27 protein-coding genes are annotated in these 13,620 nt (G+C 55.3%); all 27 read right to left on the bottom strand.

Features of this window, described 5'->3' with window-relative positions; genetic code table 11:
- Positions 1–9 precede the first annotated feature (9 nt).
- Positions 10–630 carry a 30S ribosomal protein S4 gene (gene rpsD / locus ACQRAX_RS11035; RefSeq protein ID WP_412040150.1) on the bottom strand — a complete coding sequence of 207 codons (621 nt, stop codon included), beginning with the start codon at positions 628–630 and terminating at the stop codon, positions 10–12.
- Positions 631–645: 15 nt separating this feature from the next.
- Complete coding sequence (gene rpsK, locus ACQRAX_RS11030; protein WP_002555466.1) at positions 646–1,035, bottom strand: 30S ribosomal protein S11; 390 nt, start codon at positions 1,033–1,035, stop codon at positions 646–648.
- A 30-nt stretch (positions 1,036–1,065) separates the two neighbouring features.
- Positions 1,066–1,422 (bottom strand): 30S ribosomal protein S13, encoded by a 357-nt coding sequence (gene rpsM, locus ACQRAX_RS11025; RefSeq protein WP_028944477.1) that lies wholly within the window; start codon positions 1,420–1,422, stop codon positions 1,066–1,068.
- A gap of 131 nt (positions 1,423–1,553) precedes the next feature.
- Positions 1,554–1,670, bottom strand: a complete 117-nt coding sequence (rpmJ, locus tag ACQRAX_RS11020; protein WP_002555468.1) for a 50S ribosomal protein L36 — start codon at positions 1,668–1,670, stop codon at positions 1,554–1,556.
- Positions 1,671–1,698: 28 nt separating this feature from the next.
- Complete coding sequence (secY, locus tag ACQRAX_RS11015; protein WP_010220319.1) at positions 1,699–3,030, bottom strand: preprotein translocase subunit SecY; 1,332 nt, start codon at positions 3,028–3,030, stop codon at positions 1,699–1,701.
- Complete coding sequence (gene rplO / locus ACQRAX_RS11010) at positions 3,031–3,465, bottom strand: 50S ribosomal protein L15 (RefSeq protein WP_412040149.1); 435 nt, start codon at positions 3,463–3,465, stop codon at positions 3,031–3,033.
- 3 nt (positions 3,466–3,468) lie between these two features.
- Complete coding sequence (gene rpmD / locus ACQRAX_RS11005; protein WP_010220317.1) at positions 3,469–3,645, bottom strand: 50S ribosomal protein L30; 177 nt, start codon at positions 3,643–3,645, stop codon at positions 3,469–3,471.
- 2 nt (positions 3,646–3,647) lie between these two features.
- Positions 3,648–4,148 (bottom strand): 30S ribosomal protein S5, encoded by a 501-nt coding sequence (rpsE, locus tag ACQRAX_RS11000; RefSeq protein WP_010220316.1) that lies wholly within the window; start codon positions 4,146–4,148, stop codon positions 3,648–3,650.
- 3 nt (positions 4,149–4,151) lie between these two features.
- Positions 4,152–4,502 (bottom strand): 50S ribosomal protein L18, encoded by a 351-nt coding sequence (rplR, locus tag ACQRAX_RS10995; RefSeq protein WP_038606178.1) that lies wholly within the window; start codon positions 4,500–4,502, stop codon positions 4,152–4,154.
- Positions 4,503–4,512: 10 nt separating this feature from the next.
- The gene (rplF, locus tag ACQRAX_RS10990; protein ID WP_412040148.1) at positions 4,513–5,046 is read right to left on the bottom strand and encodes a 50S ribosomal protein L6; all 534 of its coding nucleotides are present in this window, start codon (positions 5,044–5,046) and stop codon (positions 4,513–4,515) included.
- A gap of 12 nt (positions 5,047–5,058) precedes the next feature.
- Positions 5,059–5,451, bottom strand: coding sequence for a 30S ribosomal protein S8 (rpsH, locus tag ACQRAX_RS10985; protein ID WP_045182484.1), 393 nt, complete (start codon positions 5,449–5,451; stop codon positions 5,059–5,061).
- A 210-nt stretch (positions 5,452–5,661) separates the two neighbouring features.
- Complete coding sequence (gene rpsN / locus ACQRAX_RS10980) at positions 5,662–5,967, bottom strand: 30S ribosomal protein S14 (protein ID WP_203479709.1); 306 nt, start codon at positions 5,965–5,967, stop codon at positions 5,662–5,664.
- 13 nt (positions 5,968–5,980) lie between these two features.
- Positions 5,981–6,520, bottom strand: a complete 540-nt coding sequence (rplE, locus tag ACQRAX_RS10975) for a 50S ribosomal protein L5 (protein WP_028944480.1) — start codon at positions 6,518–6,520, stop codon at positions 5,981–5,983.
- A gap of 20 nt (positions 6,521–6,540) precedes the next feature.
- Positions 6,541–6,855, bottom strand: coding sequence for a 50S ribosomal protein L24 (gene rplX, locus ACQRAX_RS10970; protein WP_009397501.1), 315 nt, complete (start codon positions 6,853–6,855; stop codon positions 6,541–6,543).
- Between the two features lie 11 nt (positions 6,856–6,866).
- A complete protein-coding gene (rplN, locus tag ACQRAX_RS10965) occupies positions 6,867–7,235 on the bottom strand; it encodes a 50S ribosomal protein L14 (protein WP_002555479.1) in 369 nt (122 codons plus the stop codon).
- Between the two features lie 23 nt (positions 7,236–7,258).
- Positions 7,259–7,525: a 30S ribosomal protein S17 gene (rpsQ, locus tag ACQRAX_RS10960; protein WP_028944481.1), complete on the bottom strand. Its 267-nt coding sequence runs from the start codon at positions 7,523–7,525 to the stop codon at positions 7,259–7,261.
- 2 nt (positions 7,526–7,527) lie between these two features.
- The gene (gene rpmC / locus ACQRAX_RS10955) at positions 7,528–7,719 is read right to left on the bottom strand and encodes a 50S ribosomal protein L29 (RefSeq protein WP_002555481.1); all 192 of its coding nucleotides are present in this window, start codon (positions 7,717–7,719) and stop codon (positions 7,528–7,530) included.
- The gene (rplP, locus tag ACQRAX_RS10950) at positions 7,719–8,132 is read right to left on the bottom strand and encodes a 50S ribosomal protein L16 (protein ID WP_003255479.1); all 414 of its coding nucleotides are present in this window, start codon (positions 8,130–8,132) and stop codon (positions 7,719–7,721) included. The genes rpmC and rplP overlap by 1 nt, the downstream gene beginning before the upstream one ends.
- Positions 8,133–8,144: 12 nt before the next feature.
- A complete protein-coding gene (rpsC, locus tag ACQRAX_RS10945) occupies positions 8,145–8,831 on the bottom strand; it encodes a 30S ribosomal protein S3 (protein ID WP_010220308.1) in 687 nt (228 codons plus the stop codon).
- Between the two features lie 13 nt (positions 8,832–8,844).
- Positions 8,845–9,177, bottom strand: coding sequence for a 50S ribosomal protein L22 (gene rplV, locus ACQRAX_RS10940; protein ID WP_003103908.1), 333 nt, complete (start codon positions 9,175–9,177; stop codon positions 8,845–8,847).
- 11 nt (positions 9,178–9,188) lie between these two features.
- Complete coding sequence (rpsS, locus tag ACQRAX_RS10935; protein WP_002555486.1) at positions 9,189–9,464, bottom strand: 30S ribosomal protein S19; 276 nt, start codon at positions 9,462–9,464, stop codon at positions 9,189–9,191.
- A 16-nt stretch (positions 9,465–9,480) separates the two neighbouring features.
- The gene (gene rplB, locus ACQRAX_RS10930; RefSeq protein ID WP_136474255.1) at positions 9,481–10,305 is read right to left on the bottom strand and encodes a 50S ribosomal protein L2; all 825 of its coding nucleotides are present in this window, start codon (positions 10,303–10,305) and stop codon (positions 9,481–9,483) included.
- A 14-nt stretch (positions 10,306–10,319) separates the two neighbouring features.
- Positions 10,320–10,619: a 50S ribosomal protein L23 gene (gene rplW / locus ACQRAX_RS10925; protein WP_412040147.1), complete on the bottom strand. Its 300-nt coding sequence runs from the start codon at positions 10,617–10,619 to the stop codon at positions 10,320–10,322.
- Positions 10,616–11,218: a 50S ribosomal protein L4 gene (gene rplD / locus ACQRAX_RS10920; RefSeq protein ID WP_010220305.1), complete on the bottom strand. Its 603-nt coding sequence runs from the start codon at positions 11,216–11,218 to the stop codon at positions 10,616–10,618. Before rplD ends, rplW begins: the two co-directional genes overlap by 4 nt.
- Positions 11,219–11,230: 12 nt before the next feature.
- The gene (rplC, locus tag ACQRAX_RS10915; RefSeq protein WP_028944484.1) at positions 11,231–11,866 is read right to left on the bottom strand and encodes a 50S ribosomal protein L3; all 636 of its coding nucleotides are present in this window, start codon (positions 11,864–11,866) and stop codon (positions 11,231–11,233) included.
- A gap of 80 nt (positions 11,867–11,946) precedes the next feature.
- On the bottom strand, positions 11,947–12,258 hold the full coding sequence (gene rpsJ / locus ACQRAX_RS10910; RefSeq protein WP_003186070.1) for a 30S ribosomal protein S10: 312 nt from the start codon (positions 12,256–12,258) through the stop codon (positions 11,947–11,949).
- 143 nt (positions 12,259–12,401) lie between these two features.
- Positions 12,402–13,595, bottom strand: a complete 1,194-nt coding sequence (gene tuf, locus ACQRAX_RS10905) for an elongation factor Tu (protein ID WP_412040144.1) — start codon at positions 13,593–13,595, stop codon at positions 12,402–12,404.
- Between the last annotated feature and the right edge of the window lie 25 nt (positions 13,596–13,620).

Below are 13,620 nucleotides of genomic sequence, written 5' to 3'. Positions count from 1 at the left end.
TTCTAGCCCTTACTTGGAGTAGAGCTCGACAATCAGGCTTTCGTTGATGTCGGCGGACAGGTCACTGCGAGCAGGAACGTTCTTGAAAACGCCCGACTTCTTGGCAGTATCCACATCTACCCACTCAACGCGGCCACGCTGGGCGCACAGTTCAAGGGCTTGAACAATGCGCAGCTGGTTCATCGACTTCTCGCGAACCGCGACCACGTCACCCGGACGAACTTGGTAGGACGGAATGTTTACAGTCTTGCCGTTAACGCTGATCGCTTTGTGCGAAACCAGCTGACGGGATTCGGCACGAGTAGCGCCAAAGCCCATACGATAAACGACGTTATCCAGACGGCATTCGAGCAGCTGCAACAGATTCTCGCCGGTTGCACCCTTTTTCGAGGCTGCTTCCTTGTAGTAACCGCTGAACTGACGCTCGAGAACGCCATAGATGCGACGTACTTTTTGTTTCTCACGCAGCTGGGTGCCGTAGTCGGACTGACGGCCACGGCGCTGGCCGTGGATACCTGGGGCTGCTTCGATGTTGCACTTCGATTCCAGAGCGCGAACGCCGCTCTTCAGGAACAGATCGGTGCCTTCACGACGAGACAGTTTGCATTTTGGACCAATGTAACGTGCCATTTATCTGTCTCCTGATTACACGCGGCGCTTCTTCGGCGGACGGCACCCGTTATGCGGGATTGGCGTCACGTCGGTGATGCTGGCGATCTTATAGCCACAACCGTTCAAAGCACGAACAGCGGACTCACGACCTGGACCTGGACCCTTGACGTTGACGTCGAGGTTCTTCAGACCATATTCCAGCGCAGCTTGACCAGCACGTTCAGCAGCTACTTGAGCAGCGAACGGGGTGGACTTGCGAGAACCGCGGAAACCCGAACCGCCAGAGGTAGCCCAAGACAGAGCGTTACCTTGACGATCGGTGATGGTCACGATGGTGTTGTTAAAAGATGCGTGGATGTGGGCGATGCCATCAACCACTGTCTTTTTGACTTTTTTACGAGGACGAGCAGCAGGTTTTGCCATTTCTAAATTCCTGTCGATTCGCTGGTGCGATTACTTGCGGATCGGCTTACGCGGGCCCTTACGGGTACGCGCGTTGGTCTTGGTACGCTGACCGCGTACTGGCAGACCCCGACGATGACGCAGGCCGCGGTAGCAACCCAGGTCCATCAACCGCTTGATTTTCATGTTGATGTCACGGCGCAGATCACCTTCGGTGATGTACTTCGCAACTTCAGTACGCAGCGATTCAACCTGCTCGTCGCTCAGATCTTTGATCTTAGCGGCTGGGTTGACCCCAGTCTCTACACAGATTTTCTGTGCAGTAGTGCGACCAACACCATAGATGTAGGTCAGCGAGATAACAGTGTGCTTGTTATCTGGAATGTTGACGCCTGCAATACGGGCCATTCAGTGGGACTCCAATTGACAGCTACCTACGCCCCGGAAGCCAAGAAATAGGGCGCGAGATAATATCGCTGTAGAAACAAATAATCAACCCAGCAGCGCACTAGCTGCTGGGTTTGTAGCGCAAATCACACTCAGCCTTGGCGCTGCTTGTGACGTGGTTCCGCACTGCAAATTACTCGAACAACACCTTCGCGGCGAATAATTTTGCAGTTACGGCACAGCTTTTTCACCGATGCACGAACTTTCATCACCAACTCCTCGAACCTTAAGGGTCTCTCAGCGCAGCAAACCGCTGCCACCGTAGCCTTTCAGGTTGGCTTTCTTCATCAGGGATTCGTACTGGTGCGAAACGAGGTGCGATTGTACTTGGGACATGAAGTCCATCACAACCACTACCACAATCAGCAACGAGGTCCCGCCAAGGTAGAACGGAACGTTTGCCGCAACCACCAGGAACTGGGGAAGCAGACAGACGGCCGTCATATAAAGAGCACCGAACATGGTCAAGCGGGTCAGAACGCCATCAATATAGCGTGCCGACTGCTCACCTGGACGGATACCCGGAATAAAGGCACCGGACTTCTTCAGGTTCTCCGCTACGTCTTTCGGATTGAACATCAACGCCGTATAGAAGAAGCAGAAGAAAATAATCCCTGCACTAAACAGCAGAATATTCAACGGCTGACCAGGAGCGATCGACTGCGAGATGTCCTGCAACCAGCCCATACCTTCGGACTGACCGAACCAGGCACCCAGCGAAGCCGGGAACAGCAAGATGCTGCTCGCGAAAATGGCAGGAATAACGCCCGCCATGTTCACTTTCAGCGGCAAGTGGCTGGTCTGCGCAGCAAAGACCTTGCGGCCCTGCTGACGCTTGGCGTAGTGAACGGCGATACGACGCTGACCACGCTCAATGAACACCACAAAACCGATAATCGCTACTGCCAGCAAACCGATAGCGACCAGAGCGAAAATGTTGATATCGCCCGTACGTGCAGACTCGAAAGACTGCCCGATTGCTCTCGGAAGACCGGCGACGATACCTGCGAAGATCAACATCGAGATACCGTTGCCTACACCGCGCTCCGTGATCTGCTCGCCCAGCCACATCATGAACATTGCGCCAGCCACAAATGTGGACACCGCAACGAAATGGAAGCCAAAGTCAGCAGAAAACGCCACGCCCTGACCGGCCAGGCCAATGGACATGCCAATGGCCTGGACCAGCGCCAGGATTACGGTGCCGTAGCGGGTGTACTGGCTGATCTTACGACGGCCAGCTTCACCTTCCTTCTTCAACTGCTCCAGCTGCGGGCTGACGGCGGTCATCAGTTGCATGATGATCGATGCCGAAATGTACGGCATGATCCCCAGTGCAAAGATGCTCATCCGCTCCAGCGCGCCGCCGGAAAACATGTTGAACAAGCTAAGAATGGTCCCCTCATTCTGTCGAAACAGTTCCGCCAGCCGGTCCGGATTGATACCTGGAACTGGGATGTGTGCGCCTATCCGATAGACGATGATCGCCAGGAACAGAAAACGCAGACGAGCCCAAAGTTCAGACATCCCGCCTTTGCCGAGCGAAGAGAGAGCACCTTGCTTAGCCATTTATTCCTCGAACTTGCCGCCAGCTGCTTCGATAGCCGCACGCGCACCTTTGGTGGCTGCGATACCCTTGATGGTGACTGCGCGAGTAACTTCGCCCGAGAGCATGATTTTCACACGCTCTACGTTCTGGTTAATCACGTTGGCATCCTTCAGGGATTGCACGGTGACAACGTCGCCTTCCACTTTGGCCAGCTCGGACAGACGCACTTCTGCGCGGTCCATGGCTTTCAGGGAAACGAAGCCGAATTTCGGCAGACGACGGTGCAGCGGCTGTTGACCGCCTTCAAAGCCTGGAGCGATGGTGCCACCGGAGCGGGAGGTTTGACCTTTGTGACCACGGCCACCAGTCTTACCCAAACCACTACCGATACCACGACCCGGACGATGCTTCTCGCGACGGGAACCCGGCGCTGGACTCAGATCATTGAGTTTCATCGATTAACCCTCGACGCGCAGCATGTAGTAAGCCTTGTTGATCATCCCGCGATTCTCGGGAGTATCCAGGACTTCTACAGTGTGACCGATGCGGCGCAGACCCAGACCCTTAACACACAGTTTGTGGTTAGGGAGACGGCCGGCGGTGCTTTTGATCAGCGTTACTTTAACGGTAGCCATGATCAACGGATCTCCTCAACGCTCTTGCCGCGCTTGGCAGCAATGGACTCAGGAGATTGCATAGCCTTCAGACCCTTGAAAGTGGCGTGAACCACGTTTACAGGGTTAGTCGAGCCGTAGCACTTGGCCAGGACGTTCTGAACGCCAGCAACTTCCAGGACGGCACGCATGGCGCCACCGGCGATGATACCGGTACCTTCAGAGGCAGGCTGCATGTACACCTTCGACGCGCCATGGGCGGACTTGGTGGCGTACTGCAGAGTGGTGCCGTTCAGGTCAACCTGAATCATGTTGCGGCGAGCAGCTTCCATAGCCTTCTGGATCGCAGCAGGTACTTCACGCGACTTGCCGCGACCGAAACCTACACGCCCCTTACCATCACCAACCACGGTCAACGCGGTGAAAGTGAAGATACGGCCGCCTTTTACGGTCTTGGCTACGCGGTTAACTTGAACCAGCTTCTCGATGTAACCTTCGTCGCGCTTTTGATCGTTATTTGCCATAACTTAGAACTCCAGCCCGCCTTCACGAGCAGCATCAGCCAGCGCCTTGACGCGGCCGTGGTACTTGAAGCCGGAACGGTCAAAGGCAACTTGAGATACACCGGCGGCTTTCGCGCGCTCAGCTACCAGCTTGCCAACCTTAGTGGCCGCGTCGATGTTGCCGGTGGCGCCATCACGCAGTTCTTTGTCCAAAGTCGAGGCGCTGGCCAGGACTTTGCTGCCGTCGGCCGAAAGGACCTGGGCATAGATGTGCTGCGAGGAGCGGAACACGCAGAGACGCACGACTTCGAGTTCGTGCATTTTCAGGCGTGCTTTGCGAGCGCGACGCAGTCGAGTAACTTTTTTGTCGGTCATTTGCTAGGCCCTACTTCTTCTTGGCTTCTTTACGACGGACGACTTCGTCCGCGTAACGCACACCCTTGCCTTTGTACGGCTCTGGTGGACGGAAGTCGCGGATTTCAGCGGCCACCTGACCTACCAGCTGCTTGTCGATACCCTTGATCAGGATATCGGTCTGGCTTGGGGTCTCAGCGGTGATACCGGCCGGCAGTTCGTAATCCACTGGATGCGAGAAGCCGAGCGCCAGGTTCAGCACGGTGCCTTTGGCTTGTGCTTTGTAACCAACACCGACCAGCTGGAGCTTACGCTCGAAGCCTTGGCTTACGCCTTGGACCATGTTGTTAACCAGGGCGCGGGTGGTACCGGCCATAGCGCGAGTTTGTTGATCGCCATTGCGAGCAGCAAAACGCAGCTCACCGGATTCTTCAACGATTTCTACTGACGAGTGAACGTTCAGTTCGAGAGTGCCCTTGGCACCCTTCACCGAAAGCTGTTGGCCGACGAATTTGACTTCGACACCGGCTGGCAGCTTAACGGGGTTCTTAGCGACGCGAGACATGCTTATCCCCCCTTAGAACACTGTGCAGAGAACTTCGCCGCCGACACCGGCAGCGCGCGCAGCACGATCAGTCATCACACCTTTGTTGGTGGAGACGATAGACACGCCCAGACCGCCACGTACTTTCGGCAGATCTTCGACGGACTTGTACTGACGCAGGCCTGGACGACTTACGCGCTTGACTTCCTCGATGACCGGACGGCCTTCGAAGTATTTCAGCTCGATGGAAAGCGATGGTTTTACTTCGCTGCTGACTTGATAGCCAGCGATGTAACCTTCGTCTTTCAGAACTTTGGCTACCGCAACCTTCAGAGTCGACGAAGGCATGCTTACGACGGACTTTTCAGCCATCTGGGCATTACGGATGCGAGTTAGCATGTCCGCTAACGGGTCCTGCATACTCATGGGCTAGACGCTCCTGATACAAGAAAAATTAGCCTCTCGGCTACTACAGTCGCCTGAGCTCGCCAGGTCAAAAAAACCCGGGCTCAGGAGAGCCGGTCATTCTAGACAGATCCCAGAAACGAAACAAGCCCCAGAAGGGGCTTGTTTCGTTGCAAAGTCACCGGTGGTCGGAAGATCGCTCCTCCGCCACCTGGACGCTGCCGGTACGTCTTACCAGCTGGCTTTAACCAGACCTGGAACGTCACCGCGCATTGCTGCTTCACGCAGCTTGTTACGGCCGAGGCCGAACTTGCGGTAAACGCCGTGTGGACGACCGGTGATGCGGCAACGGTTACGCATGCGCGAAGCGCTAGCGTCACGTGGTTGCTTCTGCAGAGCTACGACAGCGGCAAAACGCTCTTCTGGAGTTGCTTCCAGATTAACGATGATCGCTTTCAGCTCGGCACGCTTCTTGGCGTACTTGGCAACAGTGAGCTGACGCTTCAGCTCACGGTTTTTCATGCTCTTCTTGGCCATTTTCCTACTCCAATCAGTTGCGGAACGGGAATTTGAAAGCACGCAGCAGAGCGCGGCCTTCGTCATCGTTCTTGGCAGTGGTGGTCAGGGTAATGTCCAGACCGCGCAGAGCATCGATCTTGTCGTAGTCGATTTCCGGGAAGATGATCTGCTCTTTCACGCCCATGCTGTAGTTGCCACGACCATCGAAGGACTTGGCATTCAGGCCGCGGAAGTCGCGAACCCGAGGCAGGGAGATCGCCAGCAGGCGGTCCAGGAATTCGTACATACGATCACGGCGCAGAGTAACTTTAACGCCGATCGGCCAGCCCTCACGGACTTTGAAGCCCGCGATGGATTTCCGAGCGAAAGTCACAACGGCTTTCTGACCGGTGATCTTCTCCAGGTCAGCAACAGCATGTTCGATGACTTTCTTGTCGCCGACAGCTTCGCCCAGACCCATGTTCAGGGTGATCTTGGTTACGCGCGGAACTTCCATCACGTTCGCCAGCTTAAGTTCTTCCTTAAGCTTCGGAGCAATTTCCTTCCGGTAAATCTCTTTCAGTCGTGCCATGGTCTTCTACCTAGCAGTGTTCAAGCATCAACCGCTTTTTGGGTCGACTTGAAGACACGAATTTTCTTGCCGTCTTCTACTTTGAAACCAACGCGGTCAGCCTTGTTGGTTTCGCCGTTGAAAATGGCGACGTTGGAAGCGTGCAGTGGCGCTTCTTTCTCGACGATACCGCCTTGTACGCCCGACATCGGGTTAGGCTTGGTATGACGCTTCACCAGGTTGATCCCACCAACGACCAGACGGTCATCAGCGAGAACCTTGAGCACCTTACCGCGCTTACCTTTGTCTTTGCCGGCGATCACGATGATCTCGTCGTCACGACGAATCTTTTGCATGTCGGATCTCCTTACAGCACTTCTGGGGCGAGCGAGACGATCTTCATGAACTTCTCAGTACGAAGTTCACGGGTCACTGGCCCAAAGATACGGGTGCCGATCGGCTCTTGCTTGTTGTTCAACAGAACAGCAGCATTGCCATCAAAGCGGATGATGGAGCCGTCAGCGCGACGGACACCGTGGCGAGTGCGGACTACAACAGCAGTCATCACTTGGCCTTTCTTCACTTTACCGCGCGGAATTGCTTCCTTGACGGTTACCTTGATGATGTCACCGATGCCGGCGTAACGACGGTGCGAACCGCCGAGAACCTTGATGCACATGACGCGACGAGCGCCGCTGTTATCGGCCACATCGAGCATGGATTGAGTCTGAATCATAAAATTTCTCCGACCCTTAGCCCTTAGACTTCAACAGCGCGTTCGAGAACTTCAACCAGTGCCCAAGCTTTGGTCTTGGCCAGCGGACGAGTCTCGCGGATGGAGACCTTGTCGCCGATGTGGCACTGGTTGGTTTCGTCGTGCGCGTGCAGCTTAGTCGAACGCTTAACGTATTTACCGTAGATCGGGTGCTTTACGCGACGCTCGATCAGTACGGTGATGGTTTTGTCCATCTTGTCGCTGACGACACGGCCAGTCAGCGTACGGACGGTTTTTTCAGCTTCAGCCATGATCACTTACCTGCCTGCTGGTTGAGCACAGTTTTCACGCGAGCGATGTCACGCTTAACTTGCGAGAGCAGGTGCGACTGCCCCAACTGGCCAGTTGCTTTCTGCATACGCAGATTGAACTGGTCGCGCAGCAAGCCGAGCAGTTGCTCGTTCAGCTGCTGTGCTGATTTTTCACGAAGTTCATTCGCTTTCATCACATCACCGTCCGCTTAACAAAGGAGGTGGCGAGAGGCAGCTTTGCAGCCGCCAAGGCGAAAGCCTCACGCGCCAGCTCTTCAGAAACACCCTCGATCTCGTACAGGACTTTGCCTGGCTGGATCTGGGCAACCCAGTATTCCACGGAACCTTTACCTTTACCCATCCGCACTTCGAGAGGCTTCTTGGAGATTGGCTTGTCCGGGAACACACGGATCCAGATCTTACCGCCACGTTTTACGTGACGAGTCAGGGCACGACGTGCCGATTCGATCTGGCGAGCGGTGAGACGACCGCGAGCAACAGCTTTCAAGGCGAATTCGCCGAAGCTTACTTTGCTACCGCGCAGTGCCAGACCACGGTTGTGGCCAGTCATCTGCTTGCGGAATTTTGTACGCTTTGGTTGCAACATTTGGCGTACCCCTTACTTAGCAGCTTTTTTACGAGGCGCTGGTGCTTGTGGTTTCAGTTCTTCTTGGCGACCACCAATAACTTCGCCTTTGAAAATCCAAACCTTCACACCGATCACACCGTAAGTGGTGTGAGCTTCGTAAGTGGCATAGTCGATATCAGCACGCAGGGTGTGCAGCGGCACACGACCTTCGCGATACCATTCAGTACGTGCGATTTCAGCACCACCGAGACGACCGCTCACCTGGATCTTGATGCCTTTGGCACCAATGCGCATGGCGTTCTGTACGGCGCGCTTCATGGCGCGACGGAACATCACACGACGCTCCAGCTGCTGAGCTACGCTCTGAGCAACCAGCATACCGTCGAGTTCCGGCTTGCGGATCTCTTCGATATTGATGTGCACAGGCACACCCATTTGCTTGGTCAGGTCCTGACGCAGTTTCTCAACATCCTCACCTTTCTTCCCGATAACGATACCTGGACGAGCGGTGTGGATGGTGATGCGTGCAGTTTGAGCCGGACGATGGATATCGATACGGCTAACGGACGCGCTTTTTAGTTTGTCTTGGAGGTACTCACGCACATTCAGATCTGCGAGCAAATAGTCCGCATAAGTCCGACCGTCTGCGTACCAGACGGAGGTGTGCTCCTTGACGATTCCCAGGCGAATGCCAGTGGGATGTACTTTCTGACCCATCTGATCGACTCCGTTACTTGTCCGCAACCTTGACAGTGATATGGCAAGACCGCTTGACGATGCGATCAGCGCGGCCTTTGGCACGCGGCATGATGCGCTTCAGCGAACGCCCTTCGTTGACGAAAACGGTGGAGACCTTCAGGTCATCAACGTCTGCGCCTTCGTTATGCTCGGCGTTGGCTACGGCCGACTCGAGGACTTTCTTCATGATTTCAGCGGCTTTTTTGCTGCTGAAAGCCAACAGGTTGAGCGCTTCGCCCACCTTCTTCCCGCGGATCTGGTCGGCGACCAAGCGGGCTTTCTGGGCGGAGATTCGAGCGCCCGACAACTTAGCGGCTACTTCCATTTCCTTACCCCTTAACGCTTGGCTTTCTTGTCAGCCACGTGCCCACGATAAGTGCGGGTACCGGCAAACTCGCCCAGTTTATGGCCGACCATGTCTTCGTTCACAAGAACTGGGACGTGTTGGCGACCGTTGTGTACCGCGATGGTCAGACCGACCATTTGTGGCAGGATCATCGAACGGCGCGACCAGGTTTTAACTGGTTTGCGATCGTTCTTTTCCGCCGCCACTTCGATCTTCTTCAGTAGGTGAAGATCGATAAAAGGACCTTTTTTCAGAGAACGTGGCACTGTCGTATCCCTCTATTTACTTGCGACGACGGACGATCATGTTGTCGGTACGCTTATTACCACGAGTCTTCGCGCCCTTAGTCGGGAAGCCCCATGGCGATACCGGATGACGACCACCGGAGGTACGACCTTCACCACCACCATGTGGGTGGTCAACCGGGTTCATGGCAACACCACGAACGGTTGGGCGAACGCCACGCCAGCGTTTGGCACCAGCTTTACCCAGCGAACGCAGGCTGTGCTCGGAGTTCGAGACTTCACCCAGGGTCGCACGGCATTCAGCCAGGACTTTACGCATCTCACCAGAGCGCAGACGAACGGTCACATAGACACCTTCGCGAGCGATCAGCTGAGCCGAAGCACCAGCGGAACGAGCGATCTGTGCACCTTTACCCGGCTTCAGTTCGATGCCGTGAATGGTGCTACCGACTGGGATGTTGCGCAGTTGCAGGGAGTTGCCTGGCTTGATTGGAGCCAGAGCGCCTGCGATCAGCTGGTCGCCAGCACTCACGCCTTTAGGGGCGATGATGTAGCGGCGCTCGCCGTCTGCGTAGCACAGCAGTGCGATGTGAGCAGTACGGTTTGGATCGTATTCGATACGCTCGACAGTGGCGATGATGCCATCTTTGTCGTTGCGACGAAAATCGACCATACGGTAATGCTGCTTATGACCACCACCTACGTGACGAGTAGTGATGCGGCCATTGTTGTTACGACCACCAGACTTCGATTTTTTCTCGAGCAGCGGTGCGTGAGGAGCGCCTTTGTGCAGCTCCTTGTTGACCACCTTGACCACGAAACGGCGGCCAGGGGAAGTCGGTTTGCATTTAACGATTGCCATGATGCACCCCTTCCTTACTCAGCACTGCTGCTGAAATCGAGATCTTGGCCTGGCTGAAGGGAGACGATCGCCTTCTTCCAGTCATTGCGCTTGCCCAGACCACGTGCGGTACGCTTGGTTTTACCCAAAACGTTTACAGTCGACACGTTTTCGACTTGTACGCCGAACAGGCCTTCGACAGCTTTCTTGATTTCCAGCTTGGTTGCATCAGTAGCAACCTTGAATACGAACTGGCCTTTTTTCTCAGCCAGAACGGTAGCCTTCTCGGAAACGTGCGGGCCAAGGAGGACTTTAAATACGCGTTCCTGGTTCATCCCAGCAGCTCCTCGAATTTCTTCACGGCCGACACAGTGATCAACACTTTGTCGTATGCGATCAGACTGACCGGATCGGAACCCTGTACGTCACGTACGTCAACGTGCGGCAGGTTACGAGCAGCCAGGTACAGATTCTGATCAACAGCGTCAGAAACGATCAGTACGTCGCTCAGACCCATGCCGTTCAGCTTGTTCAGCAGGTCTTTGGTTTTCGGCGCTTCAACAGCGAAGTCCTGAACCACGACCAGACGGTCGGTACGCACCAGCTCAGCGAGGATGGAACGCATTGCTGCGCGATACATCTTCTTGTTGAGCTTCTGCGAGTGGTCTTGAGGACGAGCTGCAAAAGTGGTACCGCCGCCACGCCAGATTGGGCTACGGATAGTACCGGCACGAGCGCGGCCAGTACCTTTCTGACGCCATGGGCGCTTACCGCCACCAGCAACGTCGGAACGGGTTTTCTGCTGCTTGGTACCCTGACGGCCGCCGGCCATGTAGGCCACGACTGCTTGGTGAACCAGCGTCTCGTTGAATTCGCCGCCGAAAGTCAGTTCGGAAACTTCGATCGCTTGAGCGTCATTTACATTTAGTTGCATGTCAGCTTCCCCTTAACCGCGAGCCTTGGCAGCCGGACGCACAACCAGATCACCGCCAGTAGCGCCAGGAACGGCACCCTTGACCAGCAACAGATTGCGTTCAGCGTCGACGCGCACTACTTCCAGGGACTGAACGGTCACGCGCTCGGCGCCCATATGACCGGACATTTTCTTGCCCTTGAATACACGACCAGGAGTCTGGCACTGGCCGATAGAGCCCGGGACGCGGTGGGAAACGGAGTTACCGTGGGTGTTATCTTGACCGCGGAAATTCCAACGCTTGATGGTACCGGCAAAGCCTTTACCTTTCGACTGACCGGTAACATCTACCATTTGGCCAGCAGCGAAGATTTCTGCATTGATCAAGTCGCCAGCCTGGTAGTCGCCTTCTTCAAGACGGAACTCCCAGACACCGCGACCAGCGGCAACGTTCGCTTTAGCGAAGTGACCTGCTTGAGCAGCAGTCACGCGCGAAGCACGACGCTCACCCACAGTGACTTGCACTGCACGGTAGCCATCAGTTTCTTCGGTTTTGAACTGGGTGACGCGATTCGGCTCGATCTCAATGACCGTGACCGGAATGGAGACACCTTCTTCGGTGAAAATACGGGTCATACCGCATTTACGACCGACTACACCAATAGTCATGTTGTAAACCTCATGAGTGTACGGGGCTTTCACCCGCTATGGCCGCCCATTTCAGAGCGTTACACGACTAAGACCGTGTCTTAGCCGAGGCTGATCTGCACTTCCACACCTGCTGCAAGATCAAGCTTCATAAGAGCATCAACGGTTTTATCCGTTGGCTGGACGATGTCCAGAACGCGCTTATGAGTACGGATCTCGTACTGGTCACGCGCGTCTTTGTTGACGTGCGGGGAGACCAGAACGGTGAACCGCTCTTTGCGAGTAGGCAGTGGAATTGGACCACGCACTTGAGCACCAGTACGTTTCGCGGTTTCCACGATTTCCTGGGTGGATTGGTCGATCAGGCGATGGTCAAAAGCCTTCAACCTGATACGGATTTGCTGATTTTGCATTGGATTTCAGACTCCAGGCTGCTATTCCCACCGGGCGCACTACGCCCGTTAAAAGGAGGCGTGATTCTATAGACGCCCCTATTGGGTGTCAACCCAATAAAAAAAGCCCCCGCTGAGCGGGGGCTTTTTCAACCTATCGAGAATTACTCGATGATTTTGGCTACGACGCCAGCGCCGACGGTACGACCGCCTTCACGGATAGCGAAACGCAGACCATCTTCCATTGCGATGGTTTTGATCAGAGTGACAGTCATCTGGATGTTGTCACCTGGCATTACCATTTCAACGCCTTCTGGCAGCTCGCAGTTACCAGTCACGTCAGTAGTACGGAAGTAGAACTGTGGACGGTAGCCTTTGAAGAACGGAGTATGACGGCCGCCTTCTTCTTTGCTCAGAACGTAAACTTCTGCGGTGAACTTGGTGTGCGGCTTAACCGAACCCGGCTTAACCAGAACCTGACCACGCTCAACGTCGTCACGCTTGGTGCCACGCAGCAGAACGCCGCAGTTCTCGCCAGCACGACCTTGGTCGAGCAGCTTGCGGAACATCTCAACACCGGTACAGGTGGTGGTGGTGGTGTCACGCAGACCAACGATTTCCAGCGGATCCTGAACGTTTACAACGCCACGCTCGATACGACCGGTAACAACGGTACCACGACCCGAGATCGAGAATACGTCTTCGATTGGCATCAGGAACGGCTTGTCGATAGCACGCTCTGGCTCTGGGATGTAGCTGTCCAGAGTTTCAACCAGCTTCTTGACGGCAGTGGTGCCCATCTCGTTGTCGTCTTTGCCTTCCAGGGCCATACGAGCCGAACCAATGATGATCGGAGTGTCGTCGCCTGGGAAGTCGTAGGTGGACAGCAGGTCGCGAACTTCCATCTCAACCAGTTCCAGCAGCTCAGCGTCGTCTACCAGGTCAGCCTTGTTCAGGAAGACCACGATGTACGGAACGCCAACCTGACGGGACAGCAGGATGTGCTCACGGGTTTGTGGCATCGGACCATCAGCGGCCGAACAAACCAGGATCGCGCCGTCCATCTGCGCAGCACCGGTGATCATGTTCTTCACGTAGTCAGCGTGACCTGGGCAGTCAACGTGAGCGTAGTGACGGATCTTCGAGTTGTACTCGACGTGCGCGGTGTTGATGGTGATACCGCGAGCTTTCTCTTCTGGAGCGCTGTCGATCTTGTCGAAGTCGACGACGGCCGAACCGAAAACTTCGGAGCAGACGCGAGTCAGAGCTGCGGTCAGAGTGGTTTTACCGTGGTCAACGTGACCGATGGTGCCAACGTTGACGTGCGGAAGGGAACGATCAAATTTTTCTTTAGCCACGACAGTGAACCTCTTGCCTAAAGGG

Source organism: Pseudomonas sp. UM16 (genome assembly GCF_050312595.1).
Taxonomy (GTDB): domain Bacteria; phylum Pseudomonadota; class Gammaproteobacteria; order Pseudomonadales; family Pseudomonadaceae; genus Aquipseudomonas.
The sequence above is the reverse complement of the archived record's forward strand: the minus strand, read 5'-3'. Positions and strand labels throughout refer to the sequence as shown.

Coding starts and splice junctions, on each gene's coding strand:
- rplE (WP_028944480.1), bottom strand. CDS start 6,520: ATGGCACGACTGAAAGAGATTTACCGGAAGGAAATTGCTCCGAAGCTT.
- rpsK (WP_002555466.1), bottom strand. CDS start 1,035: ATGGCAAAACCTGCTGCTCGTCCTCGTAAAAAAGTCAAAAAGACAGTG.
- secY (WP_010220319.1), bottom strand. CDS start 3,030: ATGGCTAAGCAAGGTGCTCTCTCTTCGCTCGGCAAAGGCGGGATGTCT.
- rpmJ (WP_002555468.1), bottom strand. CDS start 1,670: ATGAAAGTTCGTGCATCGGTGAAAAAGCTGTGCCGTAACTGCAAAATT.
- rpsN (WP_203479709.1), bottom strand. CDS start 5,967: ATGGCCAAGAAGAGCATGAAAAACCGTGAGCTGAAGCGTCAGCTCACT.
- rplO (WP_412040149.1), bottom strand. CDS start 3,465: ATGAAACTCAATGATCTGAGTCCAGCGCCGGGTTCCCGTCGCGAGAAG.
- rplV (WP_003103908.1), bottom strand. CDS start 9,177: ATGGAAGTAGCCGCTAAGTTGTCGGGCGCTCGAATCTCCGCCCAGAAA.
- rpmD (WP_010220317.1), bottom strand. CDS start 3,645: ATGGCTACCGTTAAAGTAACGCTGATCAAAAGCACCGCCGGCCGTCTC.
- rpsE (WP_010220316.1), bottom strand. CDS start 4,148: ATGGCAAATAACGATCAAAAGCGCGACGAAGGTTACATCGAGAAGCTG.
- rpsH (WP_045182484.1), bottom strand. CDS start 5,451: ATGAGTATGCAGGACCCGTTAGCGGACATGCTAACTCGCATCCGTAAT.
- rpsC (WP_010220308.1), bottom strand. CDS start 8,831: ATGGGTCAGAAAGTACATCCCACTGGCATTCGCCTGGGAATCGTCAAG.
- rpsD (WP_412040150.1), bottom strand. CDS start 630: ATGGCACGTTACATTGGTCCAAAATGCAAACTGTCTCGTCGTGAAGGC.
- rplR (WP_038606178.1), bottom strand. CDS start 4,502: ATGACCGACAAAAAAGTTACTCGACTGCGTCGCGCTCGCAAAGCACGC.
- rplW (WP_412040147.1), bottom strand. CDS start 10,619: ATGAACCAGGAACGCGTATTTAAAGTCCTCCTTGGCCCGCACGTTTCC.
- rpsQ (WP_028944481.1), bottom strand. CDS start 7,525: ATGGCTGAAGCTGAAAAAACCGTCCGTACGCTGACTGGCCGTGTCGTC.
- rplP (WP_003255479.1), bottom strand. CDS start 8,132: ATGTTGCAACCAAAGCGTACAAAATTCCGCAAGCAGATGACTGGCCAC.
- rplB (WP_136474255.1), bottom strand. CDS start 10,305: ATGGCAATCGTTAAATGCAAACCGACTTCCCCTGGCCGCCGTTTCGTG.
- rplC (WP_028944484.1), bottom strand. CDS start 11,866: ATGACTATTGGTGTAGTCGGTCGTAAATGCGGTATGACCCGTATTTTC.
- rplX (WP_009397501.1), bottom strand. CDS start 6,855: ATGCAAAAGATTCGTCGTGACGACGAGATCATCGTGATCGCCGGCAAA.
- rpsJ (WP_003186070.1), bottom strand. CDS start 12,258: ATGCAAAATCAGCAAATCCGTATCAGGTTGAAGGCTTTTGACCATCGC.
- rpsM (WP_028944477.1), bottom strand. CDS start 1,422: ATGGCCCGTATTGCAGGCGTCAACATTCCAGATAACAAGCACACTGTT.
- rplN (WP_002555479.1), bottom strand. CDS start 7,235: ATGATTCAGACTCAATCCATGCTCGATGTGGCCGATAACAGCGGCGCT.
- rpmC (WP_002555481.1), bottom strand. CDS start 7,719: ATGAAAGCGAATGAACTTCGTGAAAAATCAGCACAGCAGCTGAACGAG.
- rplF (WP_412040148.1), bottom strand. CDS start 5,046: ATGTCTCGCGTCGCTAAGAACCCCGTTAAGCTGCCAGCCGGTGTCGAA.
- rplD (WP_010220305.1), bottom strand. CDS start 11,218: ATGCAACTAAATGTAAATGACGCTCAAGCGATCGAAGTTTCCGAACTG.